Genomic DNA, 17,141 nt, shown 5'->3' on the forward strand with positions numbered 1-17,141 from the left:
TCATATCTTCATTCACCTGGTGTGATTGTGTATATGGATATGCACAGTGCTGTGGCCCCCGACGCTCCGCTGGTCCAGGTCGGCAAGGCCGACGTCAGTGCGGAGGACGTACTGGCCGTCGCCCGGGGCAACGCCCGGGTCGAGATCGGCCCCGACGCGCTCGCCGAGATGGCGGCCGCCCGCGCCCGGATCGACGCCCTCGCGGCCGAACCGCGCCCCGTCTACGGCGTGTCGACCGGCTTCGGCGCCCTCGCCGTCCGGCACATCAGCCCCGAGCTGCGCGCCCAGCTGCAGCGCTCGCTGGTGCGCTCGCACGCCGCCGGGATGGGCCCGGCCGTCGAGCGCGAGGTGGTCCGCGCGCTGATGTTCCTGCGGATGAAGACCCTGGCCTCCGGCCGTACCGGCGTCCGCCCGCTGGTCGCCCAGACCATGGCCGCCCTGCTCAACGCGGGCATCACCCCGGTCGTGCGCGAGTTCGGCTCGCTCGGCTGCTCCGGCGACCTCGCGCCGCTGTCGCACTGCGCTCTGGTGTTGATGGGCGAGGGCGTGGCTACCGGCCCGGACGGCGAGGAGAAGCCGGTCGCCGAACTGCTCGCCGCCGCCGGGATCGAGCCGGTCGAGCTGCTGGAGAAGGAGGGCCTGGCCCTCATCAACGGCACCGACGGCATGCTCGGCATGCTGGTGATGGCCATCGCCGACCTCCAGCGGCTCTTCACCACCGCCGACATCACCGCCGCGATGAGCCTGGAGGCGCTGCTCGGCACCGACAAGGTGCTCGCCCCCGAGCTGCACGCCCCGATCCGCCCGCACCCGGGCCAGGCGCTCAGCGCCGCCAACATGCTCGCCGTGCTCAAGGACTCCGGCCTCACCGGCCACCACCAGGACGACGCGCCGCGCGTCCAGGACGCCTACTCGATCCGCTGCGCCCCGCAGGTCGCCGGGGCCGGCCGGGACACCCTGGCGCATGCCCAGCTGGTCGCCTCGCGCGAGCTCGCCGCCTCGGTGGACAACCCGGTGGTGCTGCCGGACGGCCGGGTGGAGTCCAACGGCAACTTCCACGGCGCACCGGTCGCCTACGTGCTGGACTTCCTCGCCATCGCCGCCGCCGACCTCGGCTCGATCTCCGAGCGCCGCACCGACCGGCTGCTCGACAAGGCCCGCTCGCACGGCCTGCCGGCCTTCCTGGCCGACGACCCCGGCGTGGACTCCGGCCTGATGATCGCCCAGTACACCCAGGCGGCGCTGGTCAGCGAGAACAAGCGGCTCGCCGTCCCGGCCTCGGTCGACTCGATCCCGTCCTCCGCGATGCAGGAGGACCACGTGTCGATGGGCTGGTCGGCCGCCCGCAAGCTGCGCCAGGCCGTCGACAACCTCGGCCGGATCCTCGCCGTCGAGCTGACCGCCTCGGCCCGCGCGCTGGAGATCCGTCAGCAGGCCGACACGGCCGGCCGGATCGCCCCGGCCACCGCGGCCGCGATGGCCGCCGCCCGCGAGGCGGGGGTCGGCGGGGCGGGCCGGGACCGCTTCCTCTCGCCGGACCTGGAGGCCGCCGCCGCGCTGGTCGCCTCCGGGGACCTGGTGCGGGCGGTGGAGCGGGTCACCGGGCCGCTGGCCTGAGTTGGCAGCCGTGCGGGACGGCTGGGGCTCAGTCCCAGTCGTTCCGCGACCGGCGGTCGTTCCGCTCGTCGCGGTCGCGGCGGTTGCCCAGCGCGGCGGCGAAGTTGACCCCGACGATGCCCGCCCAGCAGGCCAGCAGTCCGGCGAAGCCGCCGCCGGCCGGGTTGCTCGCGATCGCGGTCAGCGGGATGCCCAGGGCCAGCGAGACCACCGCGAGCTTGTTGCCGGACCGGTTGGAGGACCAGCCGCGGTGGGGGCGGCCGTGGTGCCGGTCCCGGTGGTGGGACGGCTCGTAGTCGTCCAGCCGCGCGGCCACCGAGCGCTCCACCCGGGCGTCCAGGCGGGCGTCGAGGCGCTTCATGAAGGAGTCGAGGAGCTCGTCCTCGTAGTCCTTGCCGAGTTCCTTGCGGGCCTGGAGGGTGGCGTCGAGGTCGCGCCGCAGTTCGTCCTGGCGAGTGTCCATGCCAGTAGCGTGGCGCCACCGCCGGGCCCGGTCCATCCGTTCGCGGGGGGAATCCGGGCGGGCTCAGGGAGAAATCAGGGTTACCCCGAGTCCGCACCCGGAACGTCCGCTCTTCGGTGCCGTCCGTCCGGGACGACGTCCGAACCGTGGGACGTCTCATGAAGCGTCCCGTCGTACGAGACGTCTTTGCCAGCGGCGGCACTCTGCTGCACAGTCGTCGTCCGAACCGCACGCATCCGGAGGTACCGCTGATGACCGCCACCGACGAGGCCGGCACCGTCGGTCCCTCCGCCCGGCTGCTCCAGCTGTTCGAGGGCCACCGGCTGACCCCCACCCAGCGGCGGATCGCCCACTCACTGGTCCGGCACGCCAACGAGGCCCCGTTCCTGTCCAGCGTCGAGGTCGCCGAACTCGCCGGGGTCAGCCAGCCGTCCGTCACCCGCTTCGCCGTCGCCCTCGGGTACGACGGCTACCCGGCCCTGCGCAAGCAGCTGCGCGAACTCGGCGCCGGCGAGCCCGCCGCGCCCGAGACCCCGGACGACGCGGTGCGCAACGAGCACCAGCAGGCCGTCCTCGCCGAGATCGCCCACCTGCGCCACCTCGCCGAGCTGCTCGCCGACCCCGAACCGATCACCCGGGCCGCCCGGCTGCTCGCCGCCTCCCGCCCGCTGCCGGTGCTCGGCCTGCGGGCCGCCTCGGCCCAGGCGCGCGGCTTCGCGTACTTCGCGGCCAAGGTGCACCCGGACATCCGGCTGCTGGACGAGGGCGGCAGCATGCTCGCCGACCGGCTGGAACAGGCCACCGCGGCGGGGGCCACCGCGCTGCTCTGCTTCGCGCTGCCGCGCTACCCGCGGGAGTTGATGGACGCCCTGGTGGTCGCCCGGGACTGCGGGCTGACCGTGCTCACCGTCGCGGACAGCGCCTTCTCGCCGGTCGCCAAGCTCTCCGACCTGATGCTGCCGGCCGCCGTCGGCACCGGGCTGGTCTTCGACACCGCCTGCGCGCCGATGATGCTCGGCCGGGTGCTGCTGCAGAGCATGTGCGACGAACTCCCGGGAGCGGAGGCCAGGTTGGAGGCGATCGAGCAGTCCGCGGCGGCCCGGGGCCTCTTCCTGGAGTAGGAACCTTTGGAGTAGGAGTAGCCCGGAACAACGGCCGAAGGACTACTCGTCACGAAGCCGGGCATCCCCTAGTGCAGGGGGTGCCGCCCATGCGCGTGATCCACGAGATGAAGTTCGTCGCCCGCCTGGCCTCGGGTGCCGACGAATGGTCCTGCCCCGCCTGCGGACGCCGCGTCACCCTGCGGCGCCTGCCCGAACCCGAACTGACCGTCCACGACCCGGGCGACGAGTCCGCCGTGCACGTCGGCGTCATCGAACCCGACGCCCGCGCCACCGCCGCCGCCGAGAAGTACGGCCTCGGTCCCGTCCAGAACATCCCCCGCCCACCCACGCCGCCCGCCCCCGACGCCGCCGACCGCCGCTGGCTCGCCGAGATCGGCATCGACTGGGACGGCGACGCCGCGGCCTGAGGCCGCCAGCTCCAGCCCGTACCGGCCCGTGCCGGGCGGGCCCTTCGGCGTGCCCGGGGGCGGGTTCGGGCCACGGCTGTTCCGATGGAGCCAGGGTCTGGTCGAAAGCCGGTTGTCTAGTTATATTCAGTCGAGCAGAACTTGAATGAATCCATCCGCAGGGAGGCCGGGACATGGTGCAGCAGCAGGCGAGCGGGCCGCGCGAGGTGCGTGCGGCGCGCGGGACGGGGCTCACGACGCAGGGGTGGCAGCAGGAGGCTGCCCTGCGGATGCTCATGAACAACCTCGACCCCGAGGTGGCCGAGCACCCGTCGAAGCTGGTGGTGTACGGCGGCACCGGCAAGGCCGCGCGGGACTGGCGCTCCTTCGACGCCATGGTGAGGACGCTGCAGGGGCTCAAGCAGGACGAGACCATGCTGGTCCAGTCCGGGCGGCCGGTCGGCGTCATGCAGACCCACGAGTGGGCGCCGCGCGTGCTCATCGCCAACTCCAACCTGGTCGGCGACTGGGCGAACTGGGAGGAGTTCCGCCGGCTGGAGAGCCTCGGGCTCACCATGTACGGCCAGATGACCGCCGGCTCCTGGATCTACATCGGCACCCAGGGCATCCTCCAGGGCACCTACGAGACCTTCGCCGCCGTCGCCAACAAGCGCTTCAACGGCAGCCTGGAAGGCACCATCACCCTCACCGCCGGCCTCGGCGGGATGGGTGGCGCCCAGCCGCTGGCCGTCACCATGAACGGCGGCGTGGCGATCTGCATCGACTGCGACCCGTCCCGGATCTCCCGCCGGATCGAGCACCGCTACCTGGACGTCGAGGCCAAGGACCTGGGCCACGCGCTGGAGCTCGCCACCGCCGCCCGCGACAAGAAGCAGCCGCTCTCCATCGGCCTGCTGGGCAACGCCGCCGAGCTCTTCCCGCAGCTGCTCGCGATGGACGCCCCGATCGACATCGTCACCGACCAGACCAGCGCCCACGACCCGCTGAGCTACCTGCCGGTCGGCGTCGCCTTCGACGACATGGCCGACTACGCGGCCGCCAAGCCCGCCGAGTTCACCCAGCGCTCGCGCGAGTCGATGGCCGCCCACGTCGAGGCCATGGTCGGCTTCCTGGACCGCGGCGCCGAGGTCTTCGACTACGGCAACTCGATCCGCGGCGAGGCCCAGCTGGCCGGCTACGACCGCGCCTTCGCCTTCCCCGGCTTCGTCCCGGCGTACATCCGCCCGCTGTTCTGCGAGGGCAAGGGCCCGTTCCGCTGGGCCGCGCTCTCCGGCGACCCGCAGGACATCCACAAGACCGACAAGGCCGTCCTCGACCTCTTCCCGGAGAACGAGTCGCTGGCCCGCTGGATCAAGCTGGCCCAGGAGAAGGTGCACTTCCAGGGCCTGCCCGCGCGCATCTGTTGGCTCGGCTACGGCGAGCGCGACAAGGCCGGCGAGCGCTTCAACGACATGGTGGCCTCCGGCGAGCTGTCCGCGCCGATCGTGATCGGCCGCGACCACCTGGACTGCGGTTCGGTGGCCTCCCCGTACCGCGAGACCGAGGCGATGCTGGACGGCTCGGACGCGATCGCCGACTGGCCGCTGCTCAACGCCATGGTCAACGTCGCCTCCGGCGCCTCCTGGGTGTCCATCCACCACGGCGGCGGCGTCGGCATCGGCCGCTCGATCCACGCCGGCCAGGTCACCGTGGCCGACGGTACGGCGCTCGCGGGCGAGAAGATCCGCCGCGTCCTCACCAACGACCCGGGCATGGGCGTCATCCGGCACGTGGACGCCGGCTACGACCGGGCCGTCGAGGTCGCCGACGAGCGGGGCGTGCGCGTTCCGATGGGTGAGCTGTGACCTCTACGTTCAACGAGATGTGGGCGGAGCTGCTCCCCGTGGGCCGCTCCGCCGCCTCCGGCGGCTACCGCCGCTTCGCCTGGAACTCCGCCGACGCCGAGTGCCGCGCCTGGTTCGAGCAGCAGGCCCGCGACCGCGGCCTGACGTACGAGCTGGACCGCAACGGCAACCAGTGGGCCTGGCTGGGCGACCCGCACGGCCAGGGCGCGGTCGTCACCGGCTCGCACCTGGACTCCGTCCCGGACGGCGGCGCCTACGACGGCCCGCTCGGGGTGGTCTCCTCCTTCGCCGCGCTGGACGAACTGCGCGCCAGGGGAGCGGAGTTCACCAAGCCGCTGGCGATCGTCAACTTCGGTGACGAGGAGGGCGCCCGGTTCGGCGTGGCCTGCATCGGCTCCCGGCTGACCGCCGGGCTGCTGTCCCGCAGGGCCGCGTACGAGCTGCGCGACGCCGACGGCCTGCGGCTGCCCGACGCGATGGAGAAGGCCGGCTACGACCCGACCGCGATCGGCGCGGACGAGGAACGGCTGTCCCGGATCGGCGCCTTCGTCGAACTCCACGTCGAGCAGGGCCGCTACCTCACCGAGGAGCAGCCGGTCGGCGTGGCCGGGGCGATCTGGCCGCACGGCCGCTGGCGCTTCGACTTCCACGGCGAGGCCAACCACGCGGGCACCACCCGGATCGAGGACCGCCGCGACCCGATGCTGACGTACGCCAACACCGTGCTCGCCGCCCGCAAGAAGGCGAAGCTGGCGGGCGCGCTGGCCACCTTCGGCAAGGTCGCGGTGGAGCCCAACGGCACCAACGCGATCGCCTCGCTGGTGCGCGGCTGGCTGGACTCCCGGGCCGCCGACGAGCGGACGCTGACCGAGCTGGTCGCCGAGATCGAGCGGGCGGCCGCCGAGCGCGGTGAGCGCGACGGCGTCCGGGTCGAGCTGACCCGCGAGTCGTACACCCCCGTGGTGGACTTCGACGGCCCGCTGCGCGACCGGCTCGCCAAGCTGCTCGAAGCCCCGGTGCTGCCCACCGGCGCGGGACACGACGCCGGGATCCTGGCGTCCGCGATCCCGACCGCCATGCTGTTCGTGCGCAACCCCACCGGGGTCTCGCACTCCCCGGCCGAGCACGCCGAGGAGGCCGACTGCCTGGCCGGGGTCTCCGCCCTCGCCGACGTACTGGAGGACCTGGCGTGTCAGTGACCCCTTCGGTCAGCTACTGGGCGGAGCACGCCTGGCTGCCGCACCACAACGGGCCGGTGGTCGAGCCGGACGTGCTGATCGTGGTCGGCGCCGACGGGCGGATCGTTCGGGTGGAGCCGGACAGCGGGCCCTGCCCGCCCGGCGCCGTCCGGCTCGACGGACTGCTGCTGCCCGGCCAGGCGAATGCCCACTCGCACGCCTTCCACCGGGCGCTGCGCGGGCACGTGCAGGTCGGCTCCGGGACCTTCTGGACCTGGCGCGACACGATGTACCGGTTCGCCGGGGCGCTCGACCCGGACAGCTACCTGGCGCTCGCCACCGCGGTCTACGCCGAGATGGCGCTCGCCGGGATCAGTGCCGTCGGCGAGTTCCACTACCTGCACCACGCGCCCGGCGGCGCCCGCTACACCGACCCGAACGCGATGGGCGAGGCGCTGATCGAGGCGGCCGCCCGGGCCGGCATCCGGATCACCCTGCTGGACACCTGCTACCTGTCCTCCGGCTTCGGGGCCGAGCCGACCCACCCGCAGCTGCGGTTCAGCGACGGCGACGCCGAGGCCTGGGCCGCCCGCGCGGACGCGCTCAAGCCGCGCGAGCACGCCCGGATCGGCGCCGCCATCCACTCCGTCCGGGCCGTCCCGGCCGATCAGTTGGGCACCGTCGCGCACTGGTCGGCGATGCGCAAGGCGCCGCTGCACGTCCACCTGTCCGAGCAGACCGCCGAGAACGACGCCTGCCTCGCCGCGCACGGCGTCACCCCGACCCGGCTGCTCGCCGACCACGGCGCGCTCGGCCCGCGCACCTCGGCCGTGCACGCCACCCACCTCACCGACGAGGACGTCAAGCTCCTCGCGCACTCGGGGACCACCGTCTGCATGTGCCCCACCACCGAGCGGGACCTCGCCGACGGCATCGGCCCGGCCCGCCGGCTCGCCTCGGCGGGCAGCCCGATCTCCCTGGGCAGCGACAGCCACGCGGTCATCGACCCGTGGGAGGAGGCCCGGGCGCTGGAGCTGGACGAGCGGCTGCGGACGCGGACGCGCGGCCACTGGACGGCAAACGGGCTGCTGCGGGCGGGCGGCGAGGACGGTCACGCCTCGCTCGGCTGGCCCGAGGCGGGGAGGATCGAGGCCGGGGCGCTCGCCGACTTCACGGCGATCGCGCTGGACTCGGTGCGCACGGCCGGGCCGCCTGCGCGGCTGGGCGCCGAGATCGCGGTGTTCGCGGCCTCGGCGGCGGACGTCCGGCACCTGGTGGTCGGCGGACGGCACGTCGTCCGGGACGGCGTGCACCAGCTGGTGGCCGACGTGCCGGGGGCGCTGCGGGCTGCCATCGGCGCGCTGGACTACTGAGCCCGTTTCAATCCCCTTAGGAAGGCGTTGTCTTGAGCACCAGGACCACCTTGATCACGGGCATCGGCAGCCTGGTCACCAACGACCCCGGGCAGGGCGGCGGGCCGCTCGGCCTGCTGACCGACGCGGCCGTGGTGATCGACGGAGACACCGTTGCCTGGGTCGGCCCGGCCGCCCAGGCCCCGGCGGCGGACGAGCGCTTCGACGCCGAGGGCCGGGCGCTGCTGCCCGGCTTCGTCGACTCGCACGCCCACCTGGTGTTCGCGGGGGACCGCACCGCCGAGTTCAACGCCCGGATGTCCGGGCAGGCGTACTCGGCCGGGGGTATCCGGACGACGGTGGCGGCCACCAGGGCGGCTTCGGACGCCGAACTGGACGCCAACCTGGCCGGGTTCGTCCGTGAGGCGCTGCGGCAGGGCACCACCACCATCGAGTGCAAGTCCGGCTACGGGCTGACGGTCGAGGACGAGGCCCGGGCGCTGCGGATCGCGGCCGCCCACACGCCGGAGACGACGTACCTGGGCGCGCACATCGTGGCCCCCGAGTACGCCGAGGACCCGGCGGGGTACGTCGAGCTGGTGACGGGGGAGATGCTCGACGCCTGTGCGCCGCACGCCCGTTGGGTGGACGTGTTCTGCGAGAAGGGCGCCTTCGACGGCGACCAGGCGCGGGCGGTGTTGACGGCGGGGATCGAGAAGGGCCTCACCCCGCGGGTGCACGCCAACCAACTCACGTACGGGCCGGGTGTGCAGTTGGCGGTGGAGCTGGGGGCGGCCTCGGCGGACCACTGCACGCATCTGACCGATGAGGACGTGGCGGCGCTGGCGGGCTCGGCGACGGTCGCGACGCTGCTGCCGGGGGCGGAGTTCTCCACGCGGGCCGAGTACCCGAGCGGGCGGCGGCTGTTGGACGCGGGGGCGGTGGTGGCGCTGTCCACGGACTGCAACCCGGGGTCGAGTTTTACGAGCTCGATGGCGTTCTGTATTGCTGTGGCCGTGCGGGAGATGGGCATGACCCCGGATGAGGCCGTCTGGGCCGCCACGGCGGGTGGGGCGCACGCCCTGCGGCGTACGGACGTGGGGACGGTCGCGGTCGGCTCGCGGGCGGACCTGCTGCTGCTGGACGCGCCCTCGCACGTCCACCTGGCCTACCGCCCGGGCGTGCCGCTGACGGCCGCGGTCTGGCGCGCGGGCGTCCGCGAGGTCTAGGGCCAGGACCTTTAGACGGCCCCCGCGCCCCCGGGGTGGCGGGCGCGGGGGCTCTGCGTTAGGGCCCGTCTTCAATGCTGATCAAGTGATGATGGATCATGTTCGTCATAGTGCGTCATCATGAGCTCTCGGACGCCGAGTGGGCTGTGCTGTCACGATTCCTGCCTACTTCGGGGGTGGCCGCCAACTCGGTTTCGTCCTGTCGGGCGGCAACACCAACGACTGCACCCGCCTCGAGGCCGCCCTGTTCGACCGTGACGTCTACCGGCTCCGCAACGTCGTCGAACCCTGCTTCAACTGCCTCAATCAATGGCGGGGCCTGGCCACCCGCTACGGCAAGACCAGCAAGTCCTACCAAGCCGCCGTCACCATCGCCTCAATCGTGCTCCGGATCTGATCTTTGAAGACGACCCCTAGCGGCGCAAGGAACGAGGTGGCGGTTGGTTGGTCAAGACGCCCCCGGACAGGCTGTCCGGCCCGGCGTTGCCAGGTCACAGAGGACAGTTGCCCGCCGTTCGTTCGGGCCCGATTCCCCGGGGCGAACGGAACCCGTCAAGCCCGTACCGCTCGCCACCATCGCCATGCACAGGTCCGTACGAGCGGGTTTGACCGAACCTGCCCGCCCCTGCAACTCGACATCTGTCGGGGGACCCGACCGGAGTGGGCACCCTCGGCGATCCTGCGCACGCGATGCCTTTGCCGTTGCCGAAGGGCGGCCGGAACCAAGGTCGCATAGCTACTGTCCCATGAGAAGCTGAGCCGTTGATCCCACTTACGACCGAGGGGAGAGGTTCGTGGCAGAGGGATTCAAGGTGGATCTGGAAGCGTTGGACAACGCGGCCTCGGGCATCACGGACACCCTGGCGAAGCTGCACTTCAAGAAGGTCAGCGATCTCGACCACAAGAAAGAGGACATCGGGCACAGCCACCTAGCCGATGTCCTTGGGAAGTTCTGTACCCGCTGGGAGATCGGCGTCGAGAACCTGGCAAAGGACGCCACACAGGTCTCCCAACGCCTGAATGCGAGCGTGAAGGCCTATCGGGAGATGGAAGGGCAACTTGTCGGCCATCTTCACGGCACGCTGAGCCGCGACAGCGGCGACGACCCGGGGGCAAAGTAGTGGCCAAGGAGCTGGGGCAGACTGCTAGCGCGAACGATCTCGTCCCGGGAGACCCGGACGCGATCGCTTCGACCGCCGCCTGGCTCAAGAGCTATGGCGACACCCTCCACTCGACCGGCGAGGGGCTCAAGCGGATCGACACTGCTGATGGATGGTCAGGTGAGGCTGGCGAAGCGTTTCGAGGGGCCTTCAAGGGCGAGCCGCAGAAGTGGCTGGAAGCAGGTGACTGCTTTCATGATGCATCCACTGCTCTCACCACCTACCAGACGACGCTGACGTGGGCCCAGGGGCAGGCCACGGATGCGATCCGCCAGTGGAACGAGGGCCAGGCCGCCACCGACAAGGCCAAGTCTGATCACCAAGACGCGGAGAAGAATGCCGGCCACGCGCTGCCCTTCACCGACCCGGGCGAGGCTACTCGGACAAGTGCTCGACAAACACTCAGCACCGCCAGAAGCCAGGTGAAGAGTGCGGGTGACACGGCTGCCGACAAGATCGCCAAGGTTCGAGACAAGGCACCAGAAGAGCCGGGTTGGCTCGACAAGGTAGGCGACTTCTTCTCCGACGCCGGGGACCTCCTCCTGGACGCCGGCAAGGTCGTCGTCGAGGATCTGGCCTCCGTGGGCAACGCCATGATCCACGACCCAGGCGCCTCACTCGAAATAGCGGGCGGTCTAGGGCTCGCGACTCTTGGGGCCGGCGGCGAGGTGTTGGGGGTCGGACTGGACATGACCGGTGTTGGCGCGGCGATCGGCGTGCCGGTAAACGTGGCCTCAGCGGGTGTCATCGCCACTGGTCTCAGCATCGCCGGCGTCGGCGCCAGCCAAATCGCCCAGGATGCGTTCGGGCCCGACCGGGTTCACATGGAGGGAAACGGCGGGGGCAGCGGAGGAAGCAGTTCACCCAGTGTGGAAACCCGGCCTTCGGGGTCACCCGACCCGAACGCCACCCCGGGAGGTCGCGTCACCCCCATCGAAAAGAGTGCCGATGCGACGACGGTTCGCTCGATCACCCGGGAGAACGAGTCTGCTGACATCCTGGCAAAGAACGGCTACAAGGTCGAGCAGAACCCCAAGGTGCCTGGCGACAAGAACCCCGACTATCGCGTCGAGGGAGAAATCATGGACTGCTACGCGCCCACGACCGACAAACCTCGTGCCATCTCCCACAAGATTCAGGAGAAGGTGGACTCGGGCCAGGCTGACCGAATTATTCTGAATATGTCCGACACTCCGGTCGACATGGCTGCGATGCGAAAGCAGCTGAACGACTGGCCAGTCAATGGCCTCAAGGAGGTCAAAGTGATCGACAAGTCTGGCAACATCATCCACCTCTACCCGTGACCCAACTGAGAAAGACGGCCGATATGGCTATTTCCTACAGCTTCGAATTGGCGACGCCACTCAGCGCCGGCGAGGTCGCGACGAACCTTGCGGCAGTCGTACAGGGACTGCGGCTGTCCGACGCATCAGCAGACGCCGACACGCTACTCGGCGACGGCGCACGGACGCTGAACGGCACTCGCATCCAGGTGATACCGAAGAGCCCAGCCCCATGGGGGGATCCGCTCATCGGAGGCCGTGTTTTCAGCCCGACCGTCGCGGTCATCTTCCGTCTCGACAAGATGGCCAATATCGCCGGCCAACAGGACGTCGTCGTTCGGCTTGCGGTCGAATTGTTGTTGAGGATTCCCGATGATGCGGTCCTTCACTATGACTTCGAGGAGATCTGGCTGACGCGCCGGGATGGTGGGCTGAGCATCAACGAACGTTCCGACCTCTGGCCCCAACACCGCCTCGCCATCATCTCCCTGCCTTACCGTCGGCAGACCCAGGAGTTCGACTTCTCGGAGGAAGGCTGAAGGGTGCGTCCGTGACAAGGCACCTACGCGGGTCACGCACAAGCGGTTGAGCCTTCTATGCATTGGCTGCCCGCGAAGCTGATCGTGGGCCGCCAATGCCGCTCCAGATGAAGAACCGGTCAACCGGCAGCCTTCTGGCCACTGCGGCCACCGCACGTTGCCACCCGATCGGCCAAGAAATCGCACGTGTCCCAGGAGTGGGCCGAGGCCCGAGGCGCGGACGAGTGGCCGCCCGAACAGAAGAGCCCCCGACTCGGAAGGGTCGGGGGCTCTTCTGTTGGAGGACAGCTCACGCGTCGCTGAACTCGCCGTCCACGGTGGCGTGGACGAACGTGGCCCACGCCTCGGAGGTGAAGCGCAGGCGGGGCCCGTCGGGGTCTTTGGAGTTGCGGACTATCCCCGGGCGACTGTCGTCACCTTCGATGAAGTCCCCGCCCTGTCCGTTGCTGTAACTACTCTTCCGTCACCGGGCAAGGTGTTTCCTCGGAGCGCATCGGTAAAACCTTTCATGCCGATCTGATCGCGGCCTCGGAGTCCCCTGGAGAAAGGGAGTGAGCCCTGAATAGACCGTAGAGCCCCTGGCGGTGTAGGGCCCGTAGACTGCCCCCGCGCCCCCGCGCCCCCGGGGTGGCGGGCGCGGGGGCTCTGCGTTAGTCGAACTCGCCGGCCTTGGCGCCCTGGAGGAAGGCGGCGAGGTTGAGGCGGGTGGTGCGGAGGATGACGTCGCCCTCGTCGGACTCGCGGAGTTCGATGAACCCGTCTGCAGTCCGCACCTCAACGCAGTCGGAGTTGGAGCCGGAGTAACTGGACTTTTGCCAGACAGAGTTAGACATGCTTACTTTCCATATTCTTCTTGATGGATCGAATGAACTCTCGGGAGTCGTCTTCGGATAGAGCCGCTGAATCGAGCCGGGCGAGCATGGAGCGAAACCTGGCGATGTGAGCCGGCGCATCGAAGAGCACGTTGCCGACAGCGGAGTCCACCTGCACGGTGTCGAGCTCCCGAACCGGGCCTTCGACATACGTGAAGTTCTCGTAGTTGAGTGGAAGCGTATCCACCTCGAACAGCACGACTCGGATTGAGACCTTTGGGCGCCCGGAGTCTTCGATGAGGCTGCAGAGCTGTTCGGCTTGGACCTGCGGTCCGCTGAACTGCATCCGCAAGGCAGCCTCATGGATGTAAGCGGAGTACGGTGTCGCACCGGATCGAAGAAGCTCTCGTCGTCGGACACGGAATGCAGTTCTCAGGTCGACCTCATGGCGCGGGAGAGGTGTCAAGGCTCGATCGAAGACAGCGGAGGTGTACGCGCTGGTTTGGAGCTGCCCCGGGATGAAGGCCATCGTGTAGGTCGACAGCCCGCTCGCATGGCCTTCGATCTCGGCGACCTCAAGGAAGTCGCTCGAGAGGGTCCCGCGGTAGTCCTCCCACCAGCCGCCCTTGTCGCGATCCGTGATGATCGCTGCCAAGGCCTCGATCAGGGGCTCGTTGACGCACATGCACAATGCCGAGATCGTACGCAGGCGTTCGACGCTGATACCAGTCCTGCCACTCTCCATCTGCGTCACATGGGCAGGGTTGATGCCCAGCGCGCGGGCGAGTTGACTCCCGCCGAGGCCTGCCTGCTCCCGCATCCGACGTAGCTCGGCACCCAGGCGCAGTTGACGGAGAGTCGGGTTCGATCGAAGCGCCATGAAGTCCTCCCTGCAGGTCGTGGGACCAGTCTGCCGCAGAGAGACTGCCACGTTAGAGGGAACTTAGCGCGCTCCGCCACAAATCTGTGGCGGAGCGCGCTATCGTCGTCTCAGCTCGATCCGACGGATCGTCAGTAATGCCTGGATCAAGGGCAGTAGGCGCCTGCTGCCCTCCCGCGCGCCGCAGAGCAGCCGCCGCCCCGGCCTGGCTCACGGCGACGTATCCGCCGCCGCCCCTCTCCCGCACCACAGCCTCGCGGAGGTTCCCGTGTGCACCCGTAACACCCCCTCTCCCTCCCTCGTCCTCGTGCTCGCCCGGAAGGCCCTGCGGGACGCCCTGGCCCACAGCGGCTGGAACCCGGACACCATCCACGACGCCGAACTCGCCCTCACCGAGCTGATCGTCAACGCCTGGCGGCACGGCGCCACCCCCGCGCCCGTCGTCTGGTTCTCCCTCCTCGGCCCCACCCTCCACGTCGCCGTCTCCGACGAGAGCGACGCCCTCCCGCAGCCCCGCACCCCCACCGGCCTCGCCGAGACCGGACGCGGCCTCCAGCTCGTCGAAGGCCTCACCCACCGCTGGGGCGTCGACCCCCAGAAGCGCGGCAAGACCACCTGGTACGAGCTGGACGCCGCCTCGTGACCCGCGACCCCATCGCCCCGGACGACCCCCGCATGCGCGACTGCACCGAGCCCCAGATCACCACCCTCCTGGGCGAGTTGCACCGCCGCGGCCTCCCCCACGGCCTCCTCTGGGGCTCCGCCACCCCCGGCGAGACCACCCTCGACGGCCGCATCCTCATCGACTTCGGCAACGCGCCCGTTAGCACCCTCCTCAACCTCCTCCACCTGCTCCGCGACCTGGAGCGCGACGAGGCCTGGCACCGGTGAACTACTTCATCGGCGCGATCCTCCTCGCCCTCCTCGCCCTCGCCCTCACCACCGTCGCCCTCGGCGCCATCGCCACCCTCAAGATCCAACCCCCCGAGGACCGCGACTGAAACACGCGAAGCCCCCGCCTGGGAAGGCGGGGGCTTCGCGGGCGCCATAGGCATCTGGCTAGGCGGCAGACGACCGGGCGAGCGGGTGTCCGGGGCGGGGTGCGAGGGCGAGGGCGAGCAGGCAGCCTGCCGCCAGGCCCGCGCCGTGGTTGTTCTGCAGGAGGCACAGCAGCGCTCCCGCGGCGGGGATGAGGAGCACGTACCAGGTGTCCCGGAGCGGTCGGCGCGGCTGGGTCGTGCCCAGCAGGCAGCTGACGGCCAGGGCGCCCAGCAGGGCGCAGACGGCCACCGAATCGCCGCCGCCCTGGGTCGACCAGCCGGCCAGGCTGACCACGTGCGCCAGGACGCCGCCGACGAGGAAGACGACCAGGGTCCGCCACCACCCGAGGGCGGCCTCGGTGACGGCGCCGACCACGAGCAGGGCCGGCAGGTTGATCGCGATCTGCGTGATGCCCGAGGACTGCACCAGCAGCGCGCTCCCGGCTCGCCACCACTGCCCGTCCGACAGGGCGCCCGGTTGACGCATCAGGTCGCCGACGACGGAGGGCACCGCGTACTGGACCACGGCCATCACCGCCATCACCGCGAACAGCGCGAGGGTGACCCAAGGGCGCCGCGCCAACGCCGCGCGGACCACGGCCAGCACTTCACCCGGCCCGGCACCCCCACCTGCGCGGCCACCAGCCCCGGAGCCCCTCGCCGGCCCGGCCAGCACCAGTGTCTGCATCCCCACGCCGACCACCACAGCAGCGCTCGCGTACAACCCGATGACGTGCGGCGACATCGCCCATCCCCCGTTCGAACAACTCGGGGCCAACTCACCCCGTCAACGCCGCCCATCCTGGCAACCGGGCGCCGCCGCCCGCCAGGGCCGATGATCACCAGCCACCCATGACAGTCGTCACAACGCGCGGTCTCCCCGGCCCGGGCTCCCCGGGACCAGGGGGGACGCACCGGACGGGGTGCCGGCGGGTTCGGGTGGGGGTGCCCCGGGCGTTAAGTCAGATGACCGATGTGGGGTGGCCCGGTGCGCTGGCAGCCTCTGCGGTGGGCCGTTCCGCGTCCGCCGGGGGCCATGCCCCGTGCGGGGTCGTCGTCGGAGCCGGGCCGCACCACGTCGTCACCACTCCGGGGCCCGCGCGTCATCGCCGGGCTCACGGACCAGAAGGGCAGCAGCAGACATGACCGCACCACCCCGCACTCCACTGCACCGTCGCAGAGCCTCCGGGTTCGTCGCCGCGGTGACCGTCCTCCTCGCCGCGCTGGCCGCCGTCTTCGCGAGCACGGCCCCGGCCGGTGCGGTCACGCCCTGGCAGGAGACGAACCACAACGGCAGCACCCCCGACTCCCCGGCGATGGCGTTCTACGCGGGGAGCAACGTCGAGGTGATCCGGGGCCAGGACAACAACCTCTGGTTCAACGTCGACAACGGCGACTTCAACCACATCGGCGGCGTCACGTACGCCGCGCCGTCGATCACCGTGTTCCGCGGCGAGCTGTGGATCTGGCACACCGGCCAGAACGGCGACGTCTGGGGCCAGAACCTCGCCAACCCCGGTGAGTCCAACCACCGGCGCTGGTACTGGAACCGGCCCATCCAGTTCAGTACCCAGAACATCGGCGGCTCCGGTTCGGCCGGAAGTCCGACCCTGAGCCCGGCCGTCGCGGCCTCCCCGGACCTGCTGCACTTCGTCGTGGTCGGCGCCAACGAGCGCATCTACCACGCGACCATGGGCGTGAACCGCAACTTCAGCCGCTGGACCGAACTGCCGGGCGGCGCCCGTACGGAGTCCGGGGCCGGCGCCTCGACTTCGCCCGACAACCGGCTGACCGTCGTCCACCGCGGCACCGACAACCGGATCTACCGCCAGGGCCTGAACTTCCTGTACTGGCAGTGGGACAACAACTGGCAGCAGGTCAGGAACACCTACACCAACGCCGCCCCGTCGGTCGCCTACAACCACCACGACGATCGGATGGTCCTGGTCTGGCGCCAGGCCAGTTCGGGCCAGGTCCTGGCCGCCGAGATCTCGACGACCTCCGCCGATGCGTCGATCCCCCAGGGCGTGCCCAACGGCAACAATGTCGCCAGTCCGTCGGCCCCGCGGGTCGACTCCGAGCCGGACGGTGTCGGTCTGACCATCCGGGGCGGCAACTTCTACGACGTCCGGGGCAACTACTACCGGAACAACATCATCTACAACATCCACAACTACTACTTCAACTGACGCTTCCGGCGAAGCCGTCCTGCT

Annotated in this window: 18 protein-coding genes and 1 pseudogene; 14 read left to right on the forward strand and 5 right to left on the reverse strand. The window is 70.4% G+C overall.

From position 1 onward, the window contains the following. The first annotated feature begins 39 nt into the window (after window positions 1-39). The gene (gene hutH / locus ACFC1T_RS32710; protein WP_375894815.1) at window positions 40-1,617 is read left to right on the forward strand and encodes a histidine ammonia-lyase; all 1,578 of its coding nucleotides are present in this window, start codon (window positions 40-42) and stop codon (window positions 1,615-1,617) included. Window positions 1,618-1,645: 28 nt separating this feature from the next. Here hutH and ACFC1T_RS32715 read toward each other — a convergent pair whose 3' ends face one another. Next, window positions 1,646-2,080 (reverse strand): hypothetical protein, encoded by a 435-nt coding sequence (locus ACFC1T_RS32715; RefSeq protein WP_375894744.1) that lies wholly within the window; start codon window positions 2,078-2,080, stop codon window positions 1,646-1,648. A 251-nt stretch (window positions 2,081-2,331) separates the two neighbouring features. Between ACFC1T_RS32715 and ACFC1T_RS32720 the strand changes: the two genes are divergently transcribed. The 10 genes from ACFC1T_RS32720 (at window position 2,332) to ACFC1T_RS32765 (ending at window position 12,196) form a co-directional block, all read left to right on the forward strand. Beyond that, window positions 2,332-3,201 carry a MurR/RpiR family transcriptional regulator gene (locus ACFC1T_RS32720; RefSeq protein ID WP_360239715.1) on the forward strand — a complete coding sequence of 290 codons (870 nt, stop codon included), beginning with the start codon at window positions 2,332-2,334 and terminating at the stop codon, window positions 3,199-3,201. Window positions 3,202-3,290: 89 nt separating this feature from the next. Next, the gene (locus tag ACFC1T_RS32725; protein WP_375894747.1) at window positions 3,291-3,611 is read left to right on the forward strand and encodes a hypothetical protein; all 321 of its coding nucleotides are present in this window, start codon (window positions 3,291-3,293) and stop codon (window positions 3,609-3,611) included. A gap of 173 nt (window positions 3,612-3,784) precedes the next feature. Continuing rightward, a complete protein-coding gene (hutU, locus tag ACFC1T_RS32730; RefSeq protein ID WP_375894749.1) occupies window positions 3,785-5,455 on the forward strand; it encodes a urocanate hydratase in 1,671 nt (556 codons plus the stop codon). A gap of 17 nt (window positions 5,456-5,472) precedes the next feature. Beyond that, window positions 5,473-6,654, forward strand: coding sequence for an allantoate amidohydrolase (locus ACFC1T_RS32735; RefSeq protein WP_375894818.1), 1,182 nt, complete (start codon window positions 5,473-5,475; stop codon window positions 6,652-6,654). Beyond that, entirely contained in the window at window positions 6,645-8,006 is a 1,362-nt protein-coding gene (locus tag ACFC1T_RS32740; protein ID WP_375894752.1) for a formimidoylglutamate deiminase, read from the forward strand. The genes ACFC1T_RS32735 and ACFC1T_RS32740 overlap by 10 nt, the downstream gene beginning before the upstream one ends. Before the next feature lie 32 nt (window positions 8,007-8,038). Further along, window positions 8,039-9,214 carry an imidazolonepropionase gene (gene hutI, locus ACFC1T_RS32745; RefSeq protein WP_375894755.1) on the forward strand — a complete coding sequence of 392 codons (1,176 nt, stop codon included), beginning with the start codon at window positions 8,039-8,041 and terminating at the stop codon, window positions 9,212-9,214. Between the two features lie 139 nt (window positions 9,215-9,353). Further along, window positions 9,354-9,611, forward strand: coding sequence for a hypothetical protein (locus ACFC1T_RS32750; RefSeq protein ID WP_375894757.1), 258 nt, complete (start codon window positions 9,354-9,356; stop codon window positions 9,609-9,611). Between the two features lie 397 nt (window positions 9,612-10,008). Beyond that, entirely contained in the window at window positions 10,009-10,335 is a 327-nt protein-coding gene (locus ACFC1T_RS32755) for a hypothetical protein (RefSeq protein ID WP_375894760.1), read from the forward strand. Continuing rightward, entirely contained in the window at window positions 10,335-11,678 is a 1,344-nt protein-coding gene (locus tag ACFC1T_RS32760) for a putative T7SS-secreted protein (RefSeq protein WP_375894762.1), read from the forward strand. Before ACFC1T_RS32755 ends, ACFC1T_RS32760 begins: the two co-directional genes overlap by 1 nt. 23 nt (window positions 11,679-11,701) lie before the next feature. Next, window positions 11,702-12,196, forward strand: coding sequence for a SitI3 family protein (locus ACFC1T_RS32765; protein ID WP_375894765.1), 495 nt, complete (start codon window positions 11,702-11,704; stop codon window positions 12,194-12,196). Window positions 12,197-12,485: 289 nt separating this feature from the next. Here ACFC1T_RS32765 and ACFC1T_RS32770 read toward each other — a convergent pair. The 3 genes and pseudogenes from ACFC1T_RS32770 to ACFC1T_RS32780 all read right to left on the reverse strand — a co-directional run. Next, a pseudogene (locus ACFC1T_RS32770) lies at window positions 12,486-12,647 on the reverse strand (DUF397 domain-containing protein); the annotation flags it as partial. Between the two features lie 199 nt (window positions 12,648-12,846). Further along, window positions 12,847-13,029: a DUF397 domain-containing protein gene (locus ACFC1T_RS32775; protein ID WP_375894768.1), complete on the reverse strand. Its 183-nt coding sequence runs from the start codon at window positions 13,027-13,029 to the stop codon at window positions 12,847-12,849. Then, a complete protein-coding gene (locus tag ACFC1T_RS32780) occupies window positions 13,022-13,888 on the reverse strand; it encodes a helix-turn-helix domain-containing protein (protein ID WP_375894771.1) in 867 nt (288 codons plus the stop codon). Before ACFC1T_RS32780 ends, ACFC1T_RS32775 begins: the two co-directional genes overlap by 8 nt. Before the next feature lie 268 nt (window positions 13,889-14,156). Between ACFC1T_RS32780 and ACFC1T_RS32785 the strand changes: the two genes are divergently transcribed. Next, window positions 14,157-14,531, forward strand: coding sequence for an ATP-binding protein (locus ACFC1T_RS32785; RefSeq protein WP_375894773.1), 375 nt, complete (start codon window positions 14,157-14,159; stop codon window positions 14,529-14,531). Beyond that, entirely contained in the window at window positions 14,528-14,779 is a 252-nt protein-coding gene (locus tag ACFC1T_RS32790; protein WP_375894776.1) for a hypothetical protein, read from the forward strand. Before ACFC1T_RS32785 ends, ACFC1T_RS32790 begins: the two co-directional genes overlap by 4 nt. 168 nt (window positions 14,780-14,947) lie before the next feature. Here the strand turns inward: ACFC1T_RS32790 and ACFC1T_RS32795 are convergent, their stop codons facing one another. Then, window positions 14,948-15,673 carry a rhomboid family intramembrane serine protease gene (locus ACFC1T_RS32795; protein ID WP_375894778.1) on the reverse strand — a complete coding sequence of 242 codons (726 nt, stop codon included), beginning with the start codon at window positions 15,671-15,673 and terminating at the stop codon, window positions 14,948-14,950. Window positions 15,674-16,070: 397 nt separating this feature from the next. Between ACFC1T_RS32795 and ACFC1T_RS32800 the strand changes: the two genes are divergently transcribed. Next, complete coding sequence (locus ACFC1T_RS32800; protein WP_375894779.1) at window positions 16,071-17,117, forward strand: hypothetical protein; 1,047 nt, start codon at window positions 16,071-16,073, stop codon at window positions 17,115-17,117. Window positions 17,118-17,141 lie beyond the last annotated feature (24 nt).

It is taken from the genome of Kitasatospora sp. NPDC056076 (genome assembly GCF_042266305.1).
In the GTDB taxonomy this organism is placed as follows: domain Bacteria; phylum Actinomycetota; class Actinomycetes; order Streptomycetales; family Streptomycetaceae; genus Kitasatospora.

What these genes read in the sequence shown, in the direction of transcription:
- hutH (WP_375894815.1), top strand. Translation starts at nt 40, where the DNA reads ATGCACAGTGCTGTGGCCCCCGACGCTCCGCTGGTCCAGGTCGGCAAG.
- ACFC1T_RS32715 (WP_375894744.1), bottom strand. Translation starts at nt 2,080, where the DNA reads ATGGACACTCGCCAGGACGAACTGCGGCGCGACCTCGACGCCACCCTC.
- ACFC1T_RS32720 (WP_360239715.1), top strand. Translation starts at nt 2,332, where the DNA reads ATGACCGCCACCGACGAGGCCGGCACCGTCGGTCCCTCCGCCCGGCTG.
- ACFC1T_RS32725 (WP_375894747.1), top strand. Translation starts at nt 3,291, where the DNA reads ATGCGCGTGATCCACGAGATGAAGTTCGTCGCCCGCCTGGCCTCGGGT.
- hutU (WP_375894749.1), top strand. Translation starts at nt 3,785, where the DNA reads ATGGTGCAGCAGCAGGCGAGCGGGCCGCGCGAGGTGCGTGCGGCGCGC.
- ACFC1T_RS32735 (WP_375894818.1), top strand. Translation starts at nt 5,473, where the DNA reads ATGTGGGCGGAGCTGCTCCCCGTGGGCCGCTCCGCCGCCTCCGGCGGC.
- ACFC1T_RS32765 (WP_375894765.1), top strand. Translation starts at nt 11,702, where the DNA reads ATGGCTATTTCCTACAGCTTCGAATTGGCGACGCCACTCAGCGCCGGC.
- ACFC1T_RS32775 (WP_375894768.1), bottom strand. Translation starts at nt 13,029, where the DNA reads ATGTCTAACTCTGTCTGGCAAAAGTCCAGTTACTCCGGCTCCAACTCC.
- ACFC1T_RS32780 (WP_375894771.1), bottom strand. Translation starts at nt 13,888, where the DNA reads ATGGCGCTTCGATCGAACCCGACTCTCCGTCAACTGCGCCTGGGTGCC.
- ACFC1T_RS32795 (WP_375894778.1), bottom strand. Translation starts at nt 15,673, where the DNA reads ATGTCGCCGCACGTCATCGGGTTGTACGCGAGCGCTGCTGTGGTGGTC.
- ACFC1T_RS32800 (WP_375894779.1), top strand. Translation starts at nt 16,071, where the DNA reads ATGACCGCACCACCCCGCACTCCACTGCACCGTCGCAGAGCCTCCGGG.